We start from the raw sequence: 17,875 nt of genomic DNA, 5'->3' as shown, positions 1-17,875 counted from the left end.
CCGGCAGCAAGCCATTGCTCCTGCACCGGACGTTCCTTATAGGAATAACTGCTAGTTGAGCAAATTGTGCTCCGGCCATCCGACTACATGAGCGAGTTCAAACAGATGCAAACTAGGCGGCTTGGGAAGCACGCCGCAAATCGTTGCCATCATGCCGGGCGCAAGCCCTCGACCAAAGGCGCGAAGCACCTCTTGTTTGCGGAAAATCGCTTGAAAATGACGCCTGCTCTCGAATTGCCCGACATGGATTGCCAGTCGATTATCCCGGCTAACCAATAAATTCGTCGAGATATAACCAGGCTGCTTGCGTACATATGGCATCGTGCGCTCGAAATTGCGAATCATGACTTCTCGTTTGCCAGGTGCAAGCTGTACGATATTTAAGAAATACAAATGTTCTGCCCCTCGCACCTTATTGGAGGAGGGCTGAGCTGCGGTATGATCGCTGTACTCTACTGTATAACGATTTGGGCCTGAAGCTTCCCCCGCCTGCGCATCGACAAGCGCAAGTGAAACGACATGTTTCCCCCGAGTACCTCGCAGAACAGCACCGCTCTGTACATCTCCGTCTTGCCATACCCGTTCCATCGCCGATATGGCATGGTTCACTTGTTTCAGCTGCTTGTGCCGGCCTGCAACCGGAAACACCTTAAGCCGAACCAGTGCGCCAACTTTCATATCCTGCATAGACAACAGGCCATCTGCGGCAAACATGGGCGATGACGATTGTCCTACTATATGGTTTAACGCTACAAACTCCGATTGAGTTTCATTTTCCATCATCACAGCTTTCCTTTCACGTTTTTGCATGTGAAATTTATTACGTACTGTTGTATAGTTGTATCATGCAACTATGTCTATTCGTAATTATACAAGGTATTTAATAGCTGTCAATCGGTCTATCTCTTCCACTTGCACGGCGCAAATTGAAGCGATATGCTGGAATAACTACGATTCACAAACCAAAGAAGCGGTGAACCCAACATGAACTTAGAACCAGACAACCTGCATCGAATTGAGCACGAAATGGCTATTTTTATGCGTAGAGCCGAGGCTGCCCGTATTGCTTATTTTACCAATACCGGGCTTGATCGCTCTACCTATTTATTGCTAAGGCGGCTGTTTGACCATGGACCACTCGGTATTAAGGCACTTGCCGATACCTTTCAATTAGATATTTCAACAGCCAGTCGGCAGACCGCCTCGTTGGAAGCGAAGGGGTATGTGGAACGAACCGTGGATCCGAAGGATGCCCGGGTCAGCCTGCTCCAAGTTACCACTTCGGGCAGCGAGATGCTGCTCAAAGTAAGGCAGCTGCGCCAAACCTTCTTTACGGATGTGCTGAAAGAATGGACAGAGGAAGAATCTACTCTGTTCGGTGAACTGCTACAACGGTTCAATCGGACGGTGGAGGATCACTTGAACTGCAATAAATGCGTATAGAGGAGAGGTTCTGTCTATGAAGGATAATACGAAACGTTTCTCAGATCGTGTAGAGCAATACGTGAAGTATCGACCAAGTTATCCATCCGAGGCGTTGGATTTTCTCTATAATGAAGCGGCCCTAAGCCCAACCTCCGTTATTGCCGATATTGGGGCAGGTACGGGGATTTTCACTCGACTGCTGCTCGAGCGGGGCAGTACCGTCGTCGCGGTGGAGCCCAATACAGATATGCGGCTTGCGGCAGAGGATCAGCTGGGCGGCTACGATCGCTATCGATCCGTCGACGGTTCGGCGGAAGCGACCACGCTGAACGACGGCTCGGTTGATTGCATCGTATCGGCGCAGGCCTTTCATTGGTTTGAGCCGGAATCGACAAGGCTTGAATTTCGACGCATTCTGCGCGCTGACGGCAACGCAGCGCTGATCTGGAACACGCGTCTGGTCGACGATCCTTTCGGGGCAGATTATGACCAACTTCTCCTACACTACGCACCGGATTATAAAGATGTGAACCATAGACGTCTTCATCACGAGGACTTTGCCTCCTTTTTCCGGGATGGCAGCTATAAGAAAGTGGAATTTGCCAACGAGCAGCGGTTTGATCTGGAAGGTCTTAAAGGGCGGACCCTCTCGTCCTCTTATGTCCCGCTTCCCGGCTCACCTAGTTACGAGCCTTATATGGAAGCTCTGACGGTGTTGTTCGCCAAGCACCAACAAGGCGGTATAGTTAGCTTCCAGTATACAACGGAGATCTATTTCGGAGCGGTATAAGCGGCTGCGGATCTATGCTATAATCCCTATATCATTTTCTTACTTAGAGGAGTTACGTCACCATGAGAACACTTGTGATTGTCGCACATCCTAACATGCAGGAGTCTCGCGTTAACCGGATGTGGAAAGAACGTCTGGAGCGAGAGCCAGGTATTACGGTACATGACTTATATCAAACTTATCCGAATGAAATGATCGATGTCGAGAAAGAACAGCAGCTTCTGCTGCAGCATGACCGCATCGTGTTTCAATTCCCGTTTCACTGGTACAGCACGCCGTCCCTGCTTAAGAAGTGGCAGGATGAAGTATACACCTATGGCTTCGGCTACGGGACAGGCAATCAGTTGAAGGGCAAAGAGTATGTGCTCGCTATTTCCGTTGGTCGGGCTGAAGAGTCCTATCGTCCGGATGGCGAAAGCTTATACACGATGGAGCAGCTTCTGCTTCCTTTGCAAGCAACGGTTCTGCTGACCGAGATGAAGTACGTACCGCCGTTTATGGTGTTTCACGCGCCTCGTTTGTCCGATGAAGAGCTCACGCAAAGCGCGGACAAGCTGGCTGCCTATTTGACGGCGCCAATTGGCTCCTATGCTACTCGCTAGACTTTATTAGAAAGAGGCTGAACTGGGATGATCCGGTTCAGCCATTTTTTTGATTATTGCAGCATGAAGTGTTGCGGCGGGCGCGACACCAACCGTCATTCCGCAAAATACTCCTGGGGTAGCAACTTGTTGCCGCTGTTACGCTCTAACGAACCGTGAGGGTCTTATTTGCTCGAGATTAGCCCCTTATCAAATCTAACGAACCGTGTAGGCCTTATTTCGGGAAAATGAAGAAAAAAAGGGCATCTCGAGACGATATAACGCCTGTACGGTTCGTTAGAATTTCAAACCCGGTTATTTTGCTGAAATAAGGCCTCTGGGGTTCGTTAGAGTTGAAAGCCAGCTCTGCAAGGTCCTGCAAGGTCCGGTTAAGCCAAGGTCAGTTGCCACGTCACGCCAAACTTATCGGAGATCCAGGCGAATTTCTTGCTGAATGGGTATGCTGCGAGCGGCATTAGAACCGAGCCACCCTCCGACAGAGCCGCATACACGCGGTCAATTTCCGCTTCCGAGCCGCATGTTACAAATAACGATATCGACGGTGTAAAGGTAAACGCATGCTTGACATCGCTATCCATACACATAAACGTCTGGCCCTGCAGTTTGAACACCGCACGCATGACGCTGCCCTCCGCGCCCGATTCCCCTGCCCCGTACTTGCGCATGCTGACAATTTCGGAGTCATCAATGACGGAAGTGTACAAGTTCATGGCTGCTTCCGCATGTCCTTCGAACATTAAGAATGTGGTGATTTTGGGCAAAGTGATGCTCATCTCCAATGTCAGCTCCCTCTTATTCCAGTCACCATCATAATTGCATGATTGGTTTGCTCATTTTCTTTCGATGGGGCGAGCTAGTTTCCTCCCCCCCGAAACATCCTTCGGCATTCTTTCCGCTGTTACGCGCGCTAATGTAGGATTCGTTAGATTTTCAAACTCGCTCATTTGGTTGAAATAAGACCTCTGCGATTCGTTAGCGTTTTGAACGAGGGGGCGAAATGCGAATTAGTATGTCGGTGGCGGGGAGCACCGGTTTCGACGCCCCACCTATCACTAGCTGTACCGCTGCGAGAATTGAACGCCGCCGAACAGATCCTGGAGCAGCCACGTCGCCGCACCGGCGAGGATTTGATGCTGCTCTACGCTCTTGAATACAAATCGCGAGCCCCCCGTCTCCGTCGGGAACGGAAAGGCATCAAGCCGCAGCTTCACTTCCTGCATGAAGGCAGCCGAACGGCTTGGCCAGCCGCCGACAATTAACATTTCCGGACTCATGAAATTATAGATCGAAGCCATCAGCTGGCTCATGACCTGCGCCGCTTGCTGCATCATCGGCAGCAGCCACTCTGCGCCTTGCTCATATAACGCCAGCACATCCTCGAAATGCTGCGGAACAACAGCGACATTGGTGCCCGAATCCGCTGCCTCCCTCGCAGCCATCTGCGCACGCTGCAGCATATACGGCACAGTCAGTACCGTTTCAATGCAGCCCCTATTGCCGCATTGGCACAGCATGCCGCCCGAATCCGCGATCGTATGACCGATTTCGCCGGCGGCACCATTAGAACCGGCATAAATCTGCTCATTAATGATAATGCCAGCGCCGATCCCTTCCTCCACGGACACGTAAATGACATTGCGATACGCGGCGTTCAGGCCATAATAATACTCCGCGAAGACCGATGCGTTCATATCATTGACCACTTCAATGACACAATCATAATCTGCAGCCAGATGGGCTTTCACCGCAAATCCGCTTAACTGCAAGCCGCGCGAGAGCTTGATGGTTCCGCTCTGCTCGTCGATAATCCCGGGCGACACGATGCTGATGCCCTTAATCCGCGCCAGCTCGGCAATGCCAGCCTGCTTCATCATGCGAGGGATCGCCTCACTCAGATAGTGTCCCACAGCATCATTGCCTTGAACGCTTGGCAATACGTCAACATGTACGATCTCCCCGTGGAAATTCACCAGCGCGCATGTAAAGGCTTGACCGCCAAGGCCGATCACGATGACATATCCTTTGCTCCGTGTAATTTCGAGCTGCACCGCTTTGCGCCCGACGGCGGTCGTATCCGTTTTCCCCAGCTCGTCAATGAATCCTTCTCTAATCAATTCATCGACCTGCGAAGAGACGGTTGTCGGTGTCAAATGGGCTAACTTCGCGATCTCCACGCGGGTTAACGTCCCTTTCCGATGAAATAAGCGAAGAATCGCGGCGCGATTCATCTCCTTCATCGTCTGGAGGTCTCCTTTGATCGGCTTCATGACGGCTGCTCCTTCTGTTCATGTAATAAACTCAAGCTCCGAGCATGATTGCCGGATCTTGATATAAGGGGATACGAATCGTTACCGAGGTTCCAATCCCCGGACGGCTGTATAACGAGACACCATACGCATCGCCGAATTGCAGCTTAATGCGTGAATCGACGTTGCGGATGCCATAACCAACCTGCACGCCGCGCGAATTCATGATCTGCTCCAGCAGGTCGCGCCGAATGCCGACGCCATCGTCAATGATCCGAAACGCAATATAATGCTCTTCCTTCTGCGCTGTAATCCGAATGTTGATTTGATCGCCATACCAAGCATGCTTCAGCGTATTCTCGATAAAAGGCTGCAAGATCAGCTTCACGGTCGTATACGCCAATATTTCAGGGTCAATCTCGTAATAAACACGCAGTCGATTCTCGTATTTGGCCTGCTGCAGCTCGGTGTACACCTTGCAGTGCTCGACCTCATTCGTAATTGAAGTAAGAATACGCCCGTCGTTCAGCGACAAACGATAAAACTTCGCAAGCCCAAACACCGTCTTCTGCAGTTTATCGTTCTGCCCGAACTTGGCCAAACGGCTGATCGATGACAGCGTGTTATATAAGAAATGCGGATTGATTTGCGTTTGCAGAAACTCCAGCTCCGCTTCCTTCTTCTGCAGATTCGCAACATACAAATTCTGAATCATCTCTTCCATGTTCCGACCCATATTGTTAAACGCATCACCGATTTGGGCGAATTCGTCGCGGCTCTTGAAATGAATTCTTTTGGAGAAATCCCCTTCGCGGAAGGAGTCGATGGCCGCGATAATTTTCGTCATTTTGCGGATAAAATAGCGCGAGAACAGCGCACTGATGAGGATAAGAACAGCCACCACCAACATGCACATCATAATATACACATTCCGGACAGAGACCGCATTCTCCTTCAGATAGCTGCGGGGAATATAGGCGGACAGCTGCCAGTTCAGCCCCGCAATCGGCTTCTTAATGACGAGATAATCGCTTCCCGCCGCCCCACTGTCCCAGGTCGCTTCAAGCGAGGATGGCGCGGAGGTATACAGCGTGTTCCCGTCCCAGTCGCTTACAACCAGCACGCTCTTGTCTGTGATTTTACGATAATCGACAGCCTGGAGCAGATCGCTGATCTTCGTGACAATCCGCATAAACCCGAATTGCTTGCTGCCATCGTCGAAATTGATCAACCGGCGCATCAGCGAGATATTGCCAAAGCGCGCATCATTATCGACTTGCCGCCAGACGAAGGTCTGCCCGTAGATCTCTTGCGGGAAGTCGAGCTGCTTATACCATTCCAGCTCTCTCAACCGATCCATATGCATAATTTCAAAGTCTCGTCCTGCGGACAGCGGGTCAACCTCGCTTCCTCTAGCGAAGAATACCTCAGGCACGGTCGGATTATCCGTATAAATATCAAGCCACACATTACTGACCATGGAGCTGAGCATATTCGTCAGTTTCGGTTGCAAGTAGCGTGACATATTTTCATAGCTATAGTAGCCTTCCTCGTACTTGCTCAAATTATTTTGCATCGTTTGGTCGAGGTACAGCTCGTCGGAGATATGTTTAATATCCTCCATTCGATAGGCGATATTGTCATGAATCTGGCTCAGCGTGCCGCTTACGGCCGCGCTGGTCTGCTCCTCCCCCGATCGAACGGAAGACGTATACGCATAGTAGCCGATTGCCAGAACGGGTGTGAGGAGCAGAATCAAATAAGAGAGAAACAGCTTATTCCCGACGGAACGGTATTTCGAATGCTGCGCGGCTGGCCCCATGTGAGTCACTCATCCTTGTTTTCGATAATCGCTTGGCGTCAAGCCGAATTGATCCTTGAACTGGCGGTTAAAGCTGCTCAGCTTCTTGTAGCCCAGGCGGTTCGCCACCTCGTACACCTTCGTGCTGGGTACCTGAAGCAGCACACTTGCCCGCTCCATGCGCTTGGCAATGACATAATCGCTGAAGTTCAGACCCGCTTCCTCTTTGAACATGTAACCCAAATAATTCGGCGAGAAGGAGAAATAGTTCGCGACGTCCCTCAGCGTCAGCTCTTCCTCGACATGATCCATAATGTACTTCTCTACTTCCTCAATCAGCTTCCGGTTCTTCTTCTGTTTCCGCTGATAGAGACTCTCCGAGAGCTGGAACAGCCGACTTCTGAGCCACCACTGGATATCCTCCACCGTCTCGAATTGAAAGACGATATCGAGCTTATCGAAGCTGAGGCCGAGAATCTGGTACAAGTCCTCATTGACGGTGCGCAGGCGAAAATCAAGCTGGGAGATCACATGAAGCAAATAAACGTAAACGGCATGCTTATCATCGAATGTTTTCACCAAAGCGCACAAATCCTCAACACATTCGTCCACTCGCACGAGTTGATATTGGATCAGGGCGGTGAATAGCGAATCCAGCACTTCGCTGAGCTGTTTCGCCTTTAAGCCGGTTTGGGGTTTAATGTCGGAGAACGGAATGACCTTGCCTTTGCCAACAAACATTTTGCTCGAGATCGCGTCCTTCGCGCATTGATACGATTCCGGAAGCTGATGGAGCTCATATACGAGCGTACCGAGGCCTGCCGTCACCGACCAATCCAGCTTCGAGCTGACTGCATGCATGACAAGCTTCAGCTGCTCCTGCGGCTGCGTGCCTTCCAAGATGACAACCATACGTTTCTCATCGGTTTTGCAGAAATAAGGCAGATTCTCCTCTAGGAGCAGCTCCGCAATTTGCTGCAGCTGCTTATCGAAGGCGGTGCTTTGTTTCTCCACGCCCGCTGCACGCAGCTTCCAGTGTATGTCGTCGAGCTCAATGATCCCGATGGACAAGCCGATTGACGGCGTCAGCTCCGTACGCGCATAATGCCCGCTGAGCAGTTGATTTACCGCCTCGCTCTTGTGCCACTCGGAACGAATCGTCTCGCTGTCGAGCTCCGCTTTGACCCCTTGCAGCACTTCGAACAATTCATCATCATTAACCGGCTTCAGCACGTATCCGGCCGCGCTGAGCGAGATCGCCTGCTTCGCATAATGGAATTCGGAATATCCGCTCACAAAGACAACGCGAAGCTGCGGTCTTTGCTCCATAATCTGTCTAACCATTTCGAGCCCCGACATAATGGGCATGTTGATGTCCGTTACGAGGATATCCACCTTGTTATTCTTCATATAATCAAGCGCACTAAAGCTGTTGTTAATTGCGGCGACGACGTTCATGCCAAGCTTGTCCCAGTCGATATGCTGCTGCAGTCCGATCAAATCCATCGTTTCATCATCTACAACCAGAACACTGTACACGTCATCACCTCCAAATAATGCCAAGAAAAGGTATACTTAGTATACCTTCTCTTGGCATATATACCTATGGTTAATTATTGTGCGTTGATACGTTTCAGGTTGTCCTGCCACTTCGCTGTTTTGAAGGTAAGCAGCTTGTCATAACCCGCCGAGTTTGCCTCTTCGCTCGCCGTATTCAGCATCGCTTCCACTTCGGCATCATCCTTCGCGAAGATCGCTTTCGCGAATACTCGTGTAAAGATATCGCTGATCCGCTGTGCAATTACGCCTTCTTCCGAAGTCGGTGCCGGATCCATGTTGGCAAATTGCGTGATGTTGTACGCTGTTTTCCATGCTACCGCATTCTGTGCGATCGTTGCCCACTCTTGCTGATCAGCCGGCAGCGACAATTCATGCTTCGATTTCGCTTGATCGATGAAGGTTGTGTTGCCTGCCCAGTTGAAGGAATCCATCGTGGACATCATTTTGCTCAAGCCTTCTTTATCTGTTGCGTATTTATCCGTAAATTTCGGTGCATCCGTCTCGTCAGCGCCATCCCAGTACAGACCGGGAGGACCCCAGAAGCCGACGCGTTGTCCTTCAGCGCCTGTCAGCCAGTCCAGGTAAGCGAAGATGCCTTCCGGATCTTTCGCCGATGTTGTAATCATGTTGACGTTCCAGCCAAGGGAATCATACTGCGTTGCGAAAATCTTATTCTTATCCAATCCGCCTTTCTGCAGCGGCCAAATCATCGTATAGCCAGCGGTTGGGTCTGCAGCCTTCAGGGCAACCGTACCTCTTGCACCCAAGTCCGTTACGTTATAAGCAGCTGCTACGGCTACTTTGCCGGTCGTTACTTTCTCACGTACTTGCTCGATTTTCTGTGTCAACGCATCCTGTGTAACAAGCTTCTCACGGAAGAGCTTGCTTGCGTATTGCAGCGTTTCTTTGAAGGTCGGATCGGTGAAGATCGATTCCAGCTTGTCGCCGTTTGGCACGGCCATCTGGCTGACGAATTGCACCGGATGATCTTCCGCGAAACCGGAGTACAACTCATAGATACCTTGTGCGCCGATACTCGTTTCAAACGGAATGGTCTTCGGATATTTCTCTTTCACAAGCTTCAAATAAGCATACAGATCATCGAACGTTTCCAGCTTCGGCGAACCGAGCTCTGTGTAGATTTTCGTATTGACGATGTATCCACCGTTACCTCGTGCGGAGTTCGCATACCAGTTCGGGAATACATACAGGTGACCGTCTTCTGCCTTGAGCATGTTCAGCGTAGCATCGCCGGCCCATTTCTTCAGGTTCGGGTATTTATCCACGTACTCATCCAATGCAACCAGCTTGCCTGCCGCTCTGAGCTTCTCGACATTGGCATCGCGCTCGCCCCAGATGACGTCCGGCAGCTCATCGGATGCAATCATCGCATTGAGTTTAACTTCCGGCGAGCTGCCTGCTTGCACAGCCGTTACCGTTACTTTCTTATTGTCTTGAATCCACTTCGTGCCGGGATCGGCTCCCCATGGATTCTGGGTATACCAGTCATAGTTGCCATAGAAGCTGAAGGAGACAGGCGTAACACCAAACTCAAATGCAGGTGCAGCTTCAGGTGTATTCGTCGTTGCTGCTGCCTCGTTATTCGTGCCTGTTGTTGCGGCTGTAGAATCGTTGTTGTTGTTCGTTTCTGATTTTGACGCGCATCCTGCCATTAACATGGATGTACTAAGCAGCATAACTCCGAGCGATGTGGCGATTCTTTTTCTCTTCATCGATAACCCTCCATGTACTTGTTATATTAAGCTATTTCGCGTAAAACCGCTGTACAAATTCTCACTTTTCCTACCTGCTTGCATCGCAGTTGCGATCTCGCCGATTGCTAGCCTTTCAGCGAACCGACAAGCACGCCTTTCACGAAATACTTCTGAACGAACGGATACGTGAACATAATGGGCAGCACTGCCACAATCATCGTGGCCATCGATAACGACTTCGTTGTTATGGATTGCATTGCCGTAATGCGATCTTGCGCAGCCGAGTTCAAGTTAAGAAGCTCAGTCGTCATGATGTTGGAGTTGAGAATTTGCTGGAGCAGTGCCTGAATCGGCAACAGCTCGGTCTTCGTAATGTACAGACCCGCATAGAACCAGTCGTTCCAGAGCGAGACGGCCGTAAACAAAGAGAGTGTCGCGATGATGGGGCCGGATAATGGAAGCACGATTCGGAACAAAACACCGAAGTTGCTGCACCCGTCGATGCGGGCAGATTCTTCTAAACCATCGGGCAGATCCTTGAAGAAGGAGATAAACACAATCATATTCCAAACGTTTATGATGCCTGGGATAACGAGCACCCAGAAGGAATCCAGCAAGTGCATGTTGCGGATCAGCATGTAAGTCGGAATCAGTCCGCCGCTGAAGTACATCGTGAATACGCAGAAGAGCATGTATGCCTTGCGGCCGATGAGATTCTTTCGCGACATCCCGAAGGAGAAAATCGCTGTACAGAGGATCGCGACGAAGGTACCAATCAGCGTCCGCAGTACGGATATATAGAAGGCGTCCAGCAGCCTGCCGTCTTGAAAGACGATGGAGTAGTTCTGCAGCGTGAAGCTGCGCGGCCAGAAGGTGATGCCTCCAAGCTCTGTGTCGGAGCCGAGGTTAAACGAGATGACAATCGAGTTCCAGAAGGGATAGAAGCATACGAAAGCCAGCAGGACCAGCAGGGTATAGACGAATGTGTGAAAGATTTTATCTCCGGTACTGCGTTTCATAGCCTGCTGCCTCCTCTCGGTAGTGTAATGATTACCATAGGCTTGAGCCCTTCCTTCTGGCGATTGCGTTGGCTGCGATAAGCAAGCCAAGGTTGATGACGGACTTGAGCAGGCCGACCGCCGTTGCGTAAGAGTATCTGGAATTCTTGAACCCGACTCGGTACACATAGGTATCTACAACGTTTGCTACTTCCGCCAATGTAGGGCTGATGGCAAGCAGCAATATATCTTCGAATCCGGCATTAAGGATGTTCCCGACTGCCAGGATCATGAAAATAATAATGATCGGTCGAATGCTCGGGAGCGTGACCAGAAACACTTGCTTGAACCGGCTCGCGCCGTCCATAGCGGCCGCTTCATAGAGCGTTGGATCTACACCAGCGATTGCGGCTAAGTAGACGATGGAAGCAAACCCGATCTCTTTCCAAACGTTCGCGCTGATTAAGATGGTCCAGAAGTATTCCGGCAGCGAGAGGAAATTGATCGGCTCATCGATGAGGTTCAGCTTCTCAAGCGCCATATTCAAGCTTCCGTTATCGACTGCCAGCATGGAGCTGACGAAGCCCGCCACGATAACCCAAGAGAAGAAATGAGGCAGGTAGCTGATTGTCTGCACGATTCGCTTGAAGTACATGTTCTTCACTTCGTTGAGCATTAGCGCGAGTACGATCGGTGCCGGGAAGCAGACGAGCAGCTTCAGGACGCTGATCCAGATCGTGTTCGAGAGCACCTCGCCGAACTCAGGCGATTCGAAGAAGATGCGGAAGTGCTTGAAGCCGACCCAAGGACTCGCGAAGAACCCCTTGAACATGTCGTAATCTTGGAAAGCCGTTAACAAGCCATACAGCGGGATGTAGCTGAATACGAATAGGAACAGCAGTGCCGGAAGGACCATAAGCTGCAAATCCCACTGTCGGCCAAACATAACCAGCTTGCTCTTGCGCGGCCGTTCTGCACGTACACTCGTTGGTGCGGCGAAGCGGCTGATCTTCGGATTCTCTGTCGACGATTTACTCTGCACCGGAATCACCTTCTATCTCGTTTCTCTTGTATCTTCATGATAAAGTGATTCGGTGCAGCGAAATACTCCCTTTAACAACGAAAAGAGTCTGCGATTCAACGCCCTTTACTAATTTATTAATCCACTGGATTAATAAATTAGTCCTGAGTATGTAGTTCGATAAACGCCCGCATGCTGATCTCTGATGTTGAGCAAATGGACACGACACTGCTGCTTGCAGGAAGCTCATCTGCATCGTATGGATTTCTAAGAATAAGGCATAGATGCGGCTTGGATTCGGCACATATTGCCGCCAGCTTGAGCTGTTCCTTGAACATATGGGCGTTAATCGAGCATTGTATGACGACATCTACACTTGAAAGCAACTCCATAATCGCGGCTATCTCATCCGCAGTTGGCTGTTGCGAGATATAAGCCGTAACCATGTTATAGCCTTGTTCCGCCAAGTAGCCTGCCAGTGCAATCTCTTTGCCCTCTGTGCTGTCGGCCTGTGTCAGCTTTCGCTGCCTTGGTACGACGAGCAAATAAGCAGGATTGTGCGACAGCGGAAGCAGTCCGGCCGGGTCTCTGGTTGTGACAATTGAGGAAGTCGCAATATGCAGCGCGGTCATTTCGGCCTCCTGCAGCGTAAGCGGAGCCGCAAGGCGTCTATAAGAGGCCATGCGCAGCTTGAGCGCGAGTATTCGGCTGACTGACGCATCAATTTGCCGCATCGGGATATCCCCCTGCTCTACAGCCGCTATAATGCCCGCCATTACGCGATCTTGAAATTCCGGCGTGTGGCACATCAGAATCTGATCGTTGCCGGCTTTCACCGCGAGCACCCCTGCTTGCTCAGGACTGAAGTACAGTCCAATAGCATGCATCTCTATGTCATCCGTACAAATCACACCTTGATAATCCAGCTCACCTCGAAGCAGCTCCGTGACAAAATAACGTGACAGCGATGCAGGCAGCCCTCCCGCTTCCGGAATTTGATCAAACACAACATGTGCCACCATAATCGCATCTACATCCGCCTCGATCGCCGCCTTGAATGGAATAAGCGCCTCACGGTGCAGCTGTTCCAGCGTTAAGCTGCAGGTTGGCAGCGCCTTGTGCGAATCAACCGCAACATCGCCATGGCCTGGAAAATGCTTAGCCGTGGCCGCAACGCCTGAGCGGTGCATCCCTAAGATAAATGCTTGTCCATATGCAGCCGCAATCGCAGCATCTTCATGAAACGAGCGGACGCCAATAACCGGATTAAGCGGATTCGTATTCACATCGAGCACAGGCGCCCAGTCCATGCCAATGCCAAGGTGGAATAGCTGGCTGCCGATTACTTTACCGGTCAGATAGGCCAAGCCCGCATCCTCCGCTAACCCAATCGCTCGATTACCCGGTACTGAAACATAGAAGTCGGTCAGGTTGGACAGACTTCCGCCCTCTTCGTCGATCGACAGCAATGCCGGATACGGAAGGCCATTCCTCGCCGATGCGGCTTGAATATCTGCCACGAGCTGTTTGAGCTGCGGCTCAGAGCTGATGTTGTGGGGGAACAGACCGAGCCCGCCTACCTCAGTTTTGCCGATTCTGCCTCGTTCCTGCTCGGTTACTTGTTGTCCTGGCACACCTGTTACACACATAAGTGATATCTTTTGCTTCAAACTGAGTTTCTCCAGCATCGTTTGCACTTTATCCTCGTTGAATGCGATCATTTGGATCTGCCCCCTCATAGTTATATAGAAAAATCCCGACCCACGTTAGACATGGATCGGGACCTGACTTTAATCCCTTGCCTTTAGGAATGATTGACCCACAAGCTCATCCAGTTCGTCTGGTCCGGTGTGAAGAACGAGGAACCATACACCGCGCTATTGCGCCCAATAAAGTTGCTCCACCAGAAGATGCCTGCACCATATACATTCGCCCCGCCTGCAATAGCCGCATTTAACCCTTCGGCTGCTTTCTGCAAGCTCTCCACGGCCGGATCATGATACACTGTGCCGTCTGCGGATTTCAGTTCATATGAAGGCAAGGTTGGTACCAATTGACTGCGAACGCCGCCCGGGCCGGTATTGCCGATTGCATTGCTGTATCTTGTAATCTCGTTCGTCCATAGCGTCTTATACGAATTGGCGGTCGTAATGTCCGATCCCCAGCCCATCGCGTCATAGATCATCGGGTTCATCATGTTGACGATGGCGGCTACTTGACCGATATACGCATTGCTCCACTGGTAGCTGCTCACGCCGCTGTAAGGAGGATCGGCAGGCGTCGAGATGGAGAAATAATTGTTCGAAGCCAGCGCGTTGTTGCGCAAATATTGCAGTGTATTCAACAGCGTCGTGTCATTCGTCATAAAGCCTTCGATATCCAAATGAACGCCGTCCGCCTTATAGAATGGCCCTGTTCCGCCGACTTGGACGCCAACATTGACGAGCGTATTAATAATGGCATTGACGTTCGTATTAAATGTCGTGTTGCCGAAGTTTGGATTTCCGACCTTCGTGCCGCCGACTCTCGTGAACCGACTGCCGTAATTGAGGTCGATAATAATCAACTGATTCGGATCCGTCAGCCTGGAGTTCTTAATCCAAGTCGCAAGACCCGCATAGCCTGCCGCAGGCAAGGTGCCGTTAGTGGATGTAGCGGAATCGACAAGTACGCCAATGTCGGCAAATTGGTACTTGATCTTCTTACCCGCAAGCTCATTGACGTAGGTTGCGATGTTTGCCGCGCTCTGCGCTGAAGCGAACCAGGCCGAATTTAAAAATGTAGCGTTGTTTACATGGCAGTTCGAGGAGCATCCGCCGCCTCCCGATGCAGAAGTGGTCACGGAGAGCGGCGTGCTTGCTGCAGAAGCGTTGCCTGCGGCATCCTTCGCCTTGACCGTAAACGAGTAAGACGTGCTGGCTGACAAGCCGCTAATGGTGGCGGATGTCCCCGATACGTTTACCGGATTCGCACCGTTCTTGTACACATCGTAGCTTGTTACTGCCACGTTATCGGTCGATGCCGTCCAAGAGAGGCTTACACTTGTAGCTGTTTGCGAAGGAGAAGTCAGTCCAGTAGGTGTAGTTGGTGCTATTGTATCGCCACCTCCAACGCCGCCGTTATTGTACACTTCCAATTCAAAAATTTCGTAGTAAATGTCGGCTTTGCCCGTTAAGTAGACACGGACGTATTGCGCGCTTGAAGCTGTGAAATTCGCGGTCGTTGTCCCTCCTGCTCCGCTAGTTGTCGTGTATTTATCGACCCAGTTTGAAGCATCTGTGGAGGTTTGGATCTTGAAAGCTGTTGCATACGTGTATTGCGGCCATTTGACCACAACACTGTCAATCGTTTGCAGGGAGCCCAGGTTGACGTAAATCCAAGAGGTTGCTTCGGATTGCGCACTTGCCCAACTAGTGGCTGTGCTGTTGCCGTCTACGGCTTTGGCGCCTCCGTAGCCGGTTGCCCATACGGATGATGTGGTGGTTGTTTTGTTCAGTGCGAGATTGGTTGCGGCAAAGCTGATGGTGGGGAAAAGGGTAGCAAGAAGCGAAATGAGGATGAGGAGAATAGCCGGCTTTCGTTGCCTGAAAATCTTGGACATAAGTGAACCCCCCTAACGAATTAGTGAAGCTGCTAGTATCACAAAGATGGCTATATATAATTATTCCATTGGATTTATTAATTATAGGATAATATTGGATACTGCGTCAACCTTCATTTCATCCATCCCAATAGTGGATTTCTCAGATCGATATACGCCTAGATTTACAATATTTATGTAATTTATACTCGTTTATCCACACAGATGATTCCCTATTGAATACTACTAAGATAGAGCCATAAAAGTAGTCCAATGCTTAAGGTTCCTCGTCTAGCAGCCTCTGCTTGCACGACTAGTTTACAACGAGTTTTACTACTCTAAATCGAGAGGGGGGAGAATCAATGCCCTTCCTGTCAACCGGCCCCGTTGCTAATCATGCTGTCGGCTCAACTGACCGTGTTCAGCAATTGACGGTGCGGATGGTTAACCGGGACATGCTCAGCATGTCCACAGTCCTTGTTCATGGATTTTACTTGAACGGGGATCGCACCATGTATGTCAGCGAATTGATTAGCTTATTACCCAACCAAACGTTTTTAAAAGTGTATTATGCCGACTTTGACGCCTACGAGTACCAATTCACTATCGGAGGTGCAGGAGCCAACCAAACCGCGGTCTCTGCTTGGGGTAAAACAGGCACAGGCCGATTACTTGACACTCAGCGACTCGTCGCGGTGTTATCTTAATTAACAAGGAGGAATTATAAATTGCCTATATTCTCAACTGGACCGATTGAAAATAGTATAGTTCCAGAAACCGGAACTAGACCTACACAAACCGTTACTATCAAAATCGATAACAGCCATTCTACTAACTCGTATATCCTTTATCTTACGGGCTATTATGTAGGGACTGTCAGATCGCTATATGTGGAAGAATTGTTTGTGGTCTTTGCCAATCAGGTCATTACCAAAACCTATTTCGCTGATTTGGATGCTTTTGAATTTGTTTTCTCAACCTCAGGTGTCGGAGCATCGTCGGCTCAAATTTCTGTTTGGGGTAAAGATGATGATGGAGAACTGGTTGCCGCCCATCGTTTGGTTACCAACGAATTGTGGACTGACGCTAGCGGGGCGACCGGCGCAACCGGGGCGACTGGCGCGACCGGACCTACAGGTGCCACTGGTACTCCTGGCGCCGCTGGGGCAACTGGAGCCCCTGGTACTCCTGGTACTCCTGGTACGCCTGGCGCTGCTGGTGCGACCGGGGCTACTGGTGCTGCTGGCGCTACTGGAGCCCCCGGTACGCCTGGTACTCCTGGTACGCCTGGTACGCCTGGCGCGACTGGTACACCTGGCGCGACTGGCGCGACCGGTGCTACTGGTGACCCTGGCGCTGCTGGTGCTACTGGCGCAACCGGGGCGACTGGTGAGCCCGGTGCGACTGGTGCCACTGGAACGCCTGGTGAGCCTGGGGGTCCTACTGGCCCTACTGGTGCGACCGGTGATCCTGGTACGCCTGGTGCTACTGGAGACACTGGTGCGACCGGTGTGACTGGAGCGACCGGCGATCCTGGTACGCCTGGCGCTGCTGGGGACACTGGTCCTGCTGGAGCTACTGGTGCCGCTGGAGCTACTGGTGCCGCTGGGGACACTGGTCCTGCTGGAGCTACTGGTGCCGCTGGAGCTACTGGTGCCGCTGGAGACACTGGTCCTGCTGGAGCTACTGGTGCCGCTGGAGACACTGGTCCTGCTGGAGCTACTGGTGCCGCTGGAGCTACTGGTGCCGCTGGAGCCACTGGTCCTGCTGGAGACACTGGTGCCGCTGGAGCTACTGGTGCCGCTGGAGCCACTGGTCCTGCTGGAGACACTGGTGCCGCTGGAGCCACTGGTGCTGCTGGAGCTACCGGTGCCGCTGGAGCCACTGGTCCTGCTGGGGACACTGGTGCCGCTGGAGCCACTGGTGCTGTTGGAGCTACTGGTCCTGCTGGGGACACTGGTCCGGCTGGAGCTACTGGTACCGCTGGAGCCACTGGTGCTGTTGGAGCTACTGGTCCTGCTGGGGACACTGGTCCTGCTGGAGCTACTGGTACCGCTGGAGCCACTGGTGCTGTTGGAGCTACTGGTCCTGCTGGGGACACTGGTCCGGCTGGAGCTACTGGTACCGCTGGAGCCAC

Annotated in this window: 15 protein-coding genes; 5 read left to right on the top strand and 10 right to left on the bottom strand. The window is 51.4% G+C overall.

The features are described from left to right. Positions 1–51: 51 nt before the first annotated feature. On the bottom strand, positions 52–783 hold the full coding sequence (locus AC506A_RS28520) for an antibiotic biosynthesis monooxygenase family protein (protein ID WP_495464403.1): 732 nt from the start codon (positions 781–783) through the stop codon (positions 52–54). A 201-nt stretch (positions 784–984) separates the two neighbouring features. Between AC506A_RS28520 and AC506A_RS28515 the strand changes: the two genes are divergently transcribed. The 3 genes from AC506A_RS28515 (at position 985) to AC506A_RS28505 (ending at position 2,817) form a co-directional block, all read left to right on the top strand. Beyond that, positions 985–1,443, top strand: coding sequence for a MarR family winged helix-turn-helix transcriptional regulator (locus AC506A_RS28515; RefSeq protein ID WP_495464402.1), 459 nt, complete (start codon positions 985–987; stop codon positions 1,441–1,443). 16 nt (positions 1,444–1,459) lie between these two features. Continuing rightward, positions 1,460–2,215: a class I SAM-dependent methyltransferase gene (locus tag AC506A_RS28510; protein WP_495464401.1), complete on the top strand. Its 756-nt coding sequence runs from the start codon at positions 1,460–1,462 to the stop codon at positions 2,213–2,215. A gap of 62 nt (positions 2,216–2,277) precedes the next feature. Beyond that, positions 2,278–2,817, top strand: coding sequence for an NAD(P)H-dependent oxidoreductase (locus AC506A_RS28505; protein ID WP_495464400.1), 540 nt, complete (start codon positions 2,278–2,280; stop codon positions 2,815–2,817). Positions 2,818–3,185: 368 nt separating this feature from the next. Here AC506A_RS28505 and AC506A_RS28500 read toward each other — a convergent pair whose 3' ends face one another. From AC506A_RS28500 to AC506A_RS28460, 9 genes are all read right to left on the bottom strand, one after another. Further along, on the bottom strand, positions 3,186–3,590 hold the full coding sequence (locus AC506A_RS28500) for a VOC family protein (RefSeq protein ID WP_495464399.1): 405 nt from the start codon (positions 3,588–3,590) through the stop codon (positions 3,186–3,188). Between the two features lie 279 nt (positions 3,591–3,869). Next, complete coding sequence (locus AC506A_RS28495; RefSeq protein ID WP_495464398.1) at positions 3,870–5,084, bottom strand: ROK family transcriptional regulator; 1,215 nt, start codon at positions 5,082–5,084, stop codon at positions 3,870–3,872. Positions 5,085–5,115: 31 nt separating this feature from the next. Then, entirely contained in the window at positions 5,116–6,885 is a 1,770-nt protein-coding gene (locus AC506A_RS28490; RefSeq protein WP_495464397.1) for a sensor histidine kinase, read from the bottom strand. A 9-nt stretch (positions 6,886–6,894) separates the two neighbouring features. Next, the gene (locus AC506A_RS28485; RefSeq protein WP_495464396.1) at positions 6,895–8,403 is read right to left on the bottom strand and encodes a response regulator; all 1,509 of its coding nucleotides are present in this window, start codon (positions 8,401–8,403) and stop codon (positions 6,895–6,897) included. 74 nt (positions 8,404–8,477) lie between these two features. Then, on the bottom strand, positions 8,478–10,157 hold the full coding sequence (locus AC506A_RS28480) for a type 2 periplasmic-binding domain-containing protein (RefSeq protein WP_495464395.1): 1,680 nt from the start codon (positions 10,155–10,157) through the stop codon (positions 8,478–8,480). Between the two features lie 107 nt (positions 10,158–10,264). Then, positions 10,265–11,158, bottom strand: a complete 894-nt coding sequence (locus AC506A_RS28475; RefSeq protein ID WP_495464394.1) for a carbohydrate ABC transporter permease — start codon at positions 11,156–11,158, stop codon at positions 10,265–10,267. A 31-nt stretch (positions 11,159–11,189) separates the two neighbouring features. Beyond that, entirely contained in the window at positions 11,190–12,083 is an 894-nt protein-coding gene (locus AC506A_RS28470; RefSeq protein WP_495464480.1) for an ABC transporter permease, read from the bottom strand. Positions 12,084–12,316: 233 nt separating this feature from the next. Further along, positions 12,317–13,879 (bottom strand): beta-N-acetylhexosaminidase, encoded by a 1,563-nt coding sequence (nagZ, locus tag AC506A_RS28465; protein WP_495464393.1) that lies wholly within the window; start codon positions 13,877–13,879, stop codon positions 12,317–12,319. Between the two features lie 83 nt (positions 13,880–13,962). Further along, positions 13,963–15,759 (bottom strand): galactose-binding domain-containing protein, encoded by a 1,797-nt coding sequence (locus tag AC506A_RS28460; protein WP_495464392.1) that lies wholly within the window; start codon positions 15,757–15,759, stop codon positions 13,963–13,965. A 341-nt stretch (positions 15,760–16,100) separates the two neighbouring features. On the opposite strand from AC506A_RS28460, the gene AC506A_RS28455 reads away from it, so the two are divergent. Together AC506A_RS28455 and AC506A_RS28450 are read left to right on the top strand one after the other, a co-directional pair. Beyond that, positions 16,101–16,445, top strand: coding sequence for a hypothetical protein (locus AC506A_RS28455; protein WP_495464391.1), 345 nt, complete (start codon positions 16,101–16,103; stop codon positions 16,443–16,445). Between the two features lie 21 nt (positions 16,446–16,466). After that, positions 16,467–17,875 (top strand): collagen-like triple helix repeat-containing protein (locus AC506A_RS28450; protein ID WP_495464390.1); only part of this gene is annotated, 1,409 nt, incomplete at its 3' end.

It is taken from the genome of Paenibacillus sp. N22P23 (assembly GCF_059383735.1).
Note: the sequence above shows the minus strand (reverse complement) of the source record. Positions and strands in the feature narration are given on the sequence as shown.

Coding starts and splice junctions, on each gene's coding strand:
- AC506A_RS28520 (WP_495464403.1), bottom strand. CDS start 783: ATGATGGAAAATGAAACTCAATCGGAGTTTGTAGCGTTAAACCATATA.
- AC506A_RS28515 (WP_495464402.1), top strand. CDS start 985: ATGAACTTAGAACCAGACAACCTGCATCGAATTGAGCACGAAATGGCT.
- AC506A_RS28510 (WP_495464401.1), top strand. CDS start 1,460: ATGAAGGATAATACGAAACGTTTCTCAGATCGTGTAGAGCAATACGTG.
- AC506A_RS28505 (WP_495464400.1), top strand. CDS start 2,278: ATGAGAACACTTGTGATTGTCGCACATCCTAACATGCAGGAGTCTCGC.
- AC506A_RS28500 (WP_495464399.1), bottom strand. CDS start 3,590: ATGAGCATCACTTTGCCCAAAATCACCACATTCTTAATGTTCGAAGGA.
- AC506A_RS28495 (WP_495464398.1), bottom strand. CDS start 5,084: ATGAAGCCGATCAAAGGAGACCTCCAGACGATGAAGGAGATGAATCGC.
- AC506A_RS28490 (WP_495464397.1), bottom strand. CDS start 6,885: ATGGGGCCAGCCGCGCAGCATTCGAAATACCGTTCCGTCGGGAATAAG.
- AC506A_RS28480 (WP_495464395.1), bottom strand. CDS start 10,157: ATGAAGAGAAAAAGAATCGCCACATCGCTCGGAGTTATGCTGCTTAGT.
- AC506A_RS28475 (WP_495464394.1), bottom strand. CDS start 11,158: ATGAAACGCAGTACCGGAGATAAAATCTTTCACACATTCGTCTATACC.
- AC506A_RS28470 (WP_495464480.1), bottom strand. CDS start 12,083: ATGTTTGGCCGACAGTGGGATTTGCAGCTTATGGTCCTTCCGGCACTG.
- nagZ (WP_495464393.1), bottom strand. CDS start 13,879: ATGATCGCATTCAACGAGGATAAAGTGCAAACGATGCTGGAGAAACTC.
- AC506A_RS28460 (WP_495464392.1), bottom strand. CDS start 15,759: ATGTCCAAGATTTTCAGGCAACGAAAGCCGGCTATTCTCCTCATCCTC.
- AC506A_RS28455 (WP_495464391.1), top strand. CDS start 16,101: ATGCCCTTCCTGTCAACCGGCCCCGTTGCTAATCATGCTGTCGGCTCA.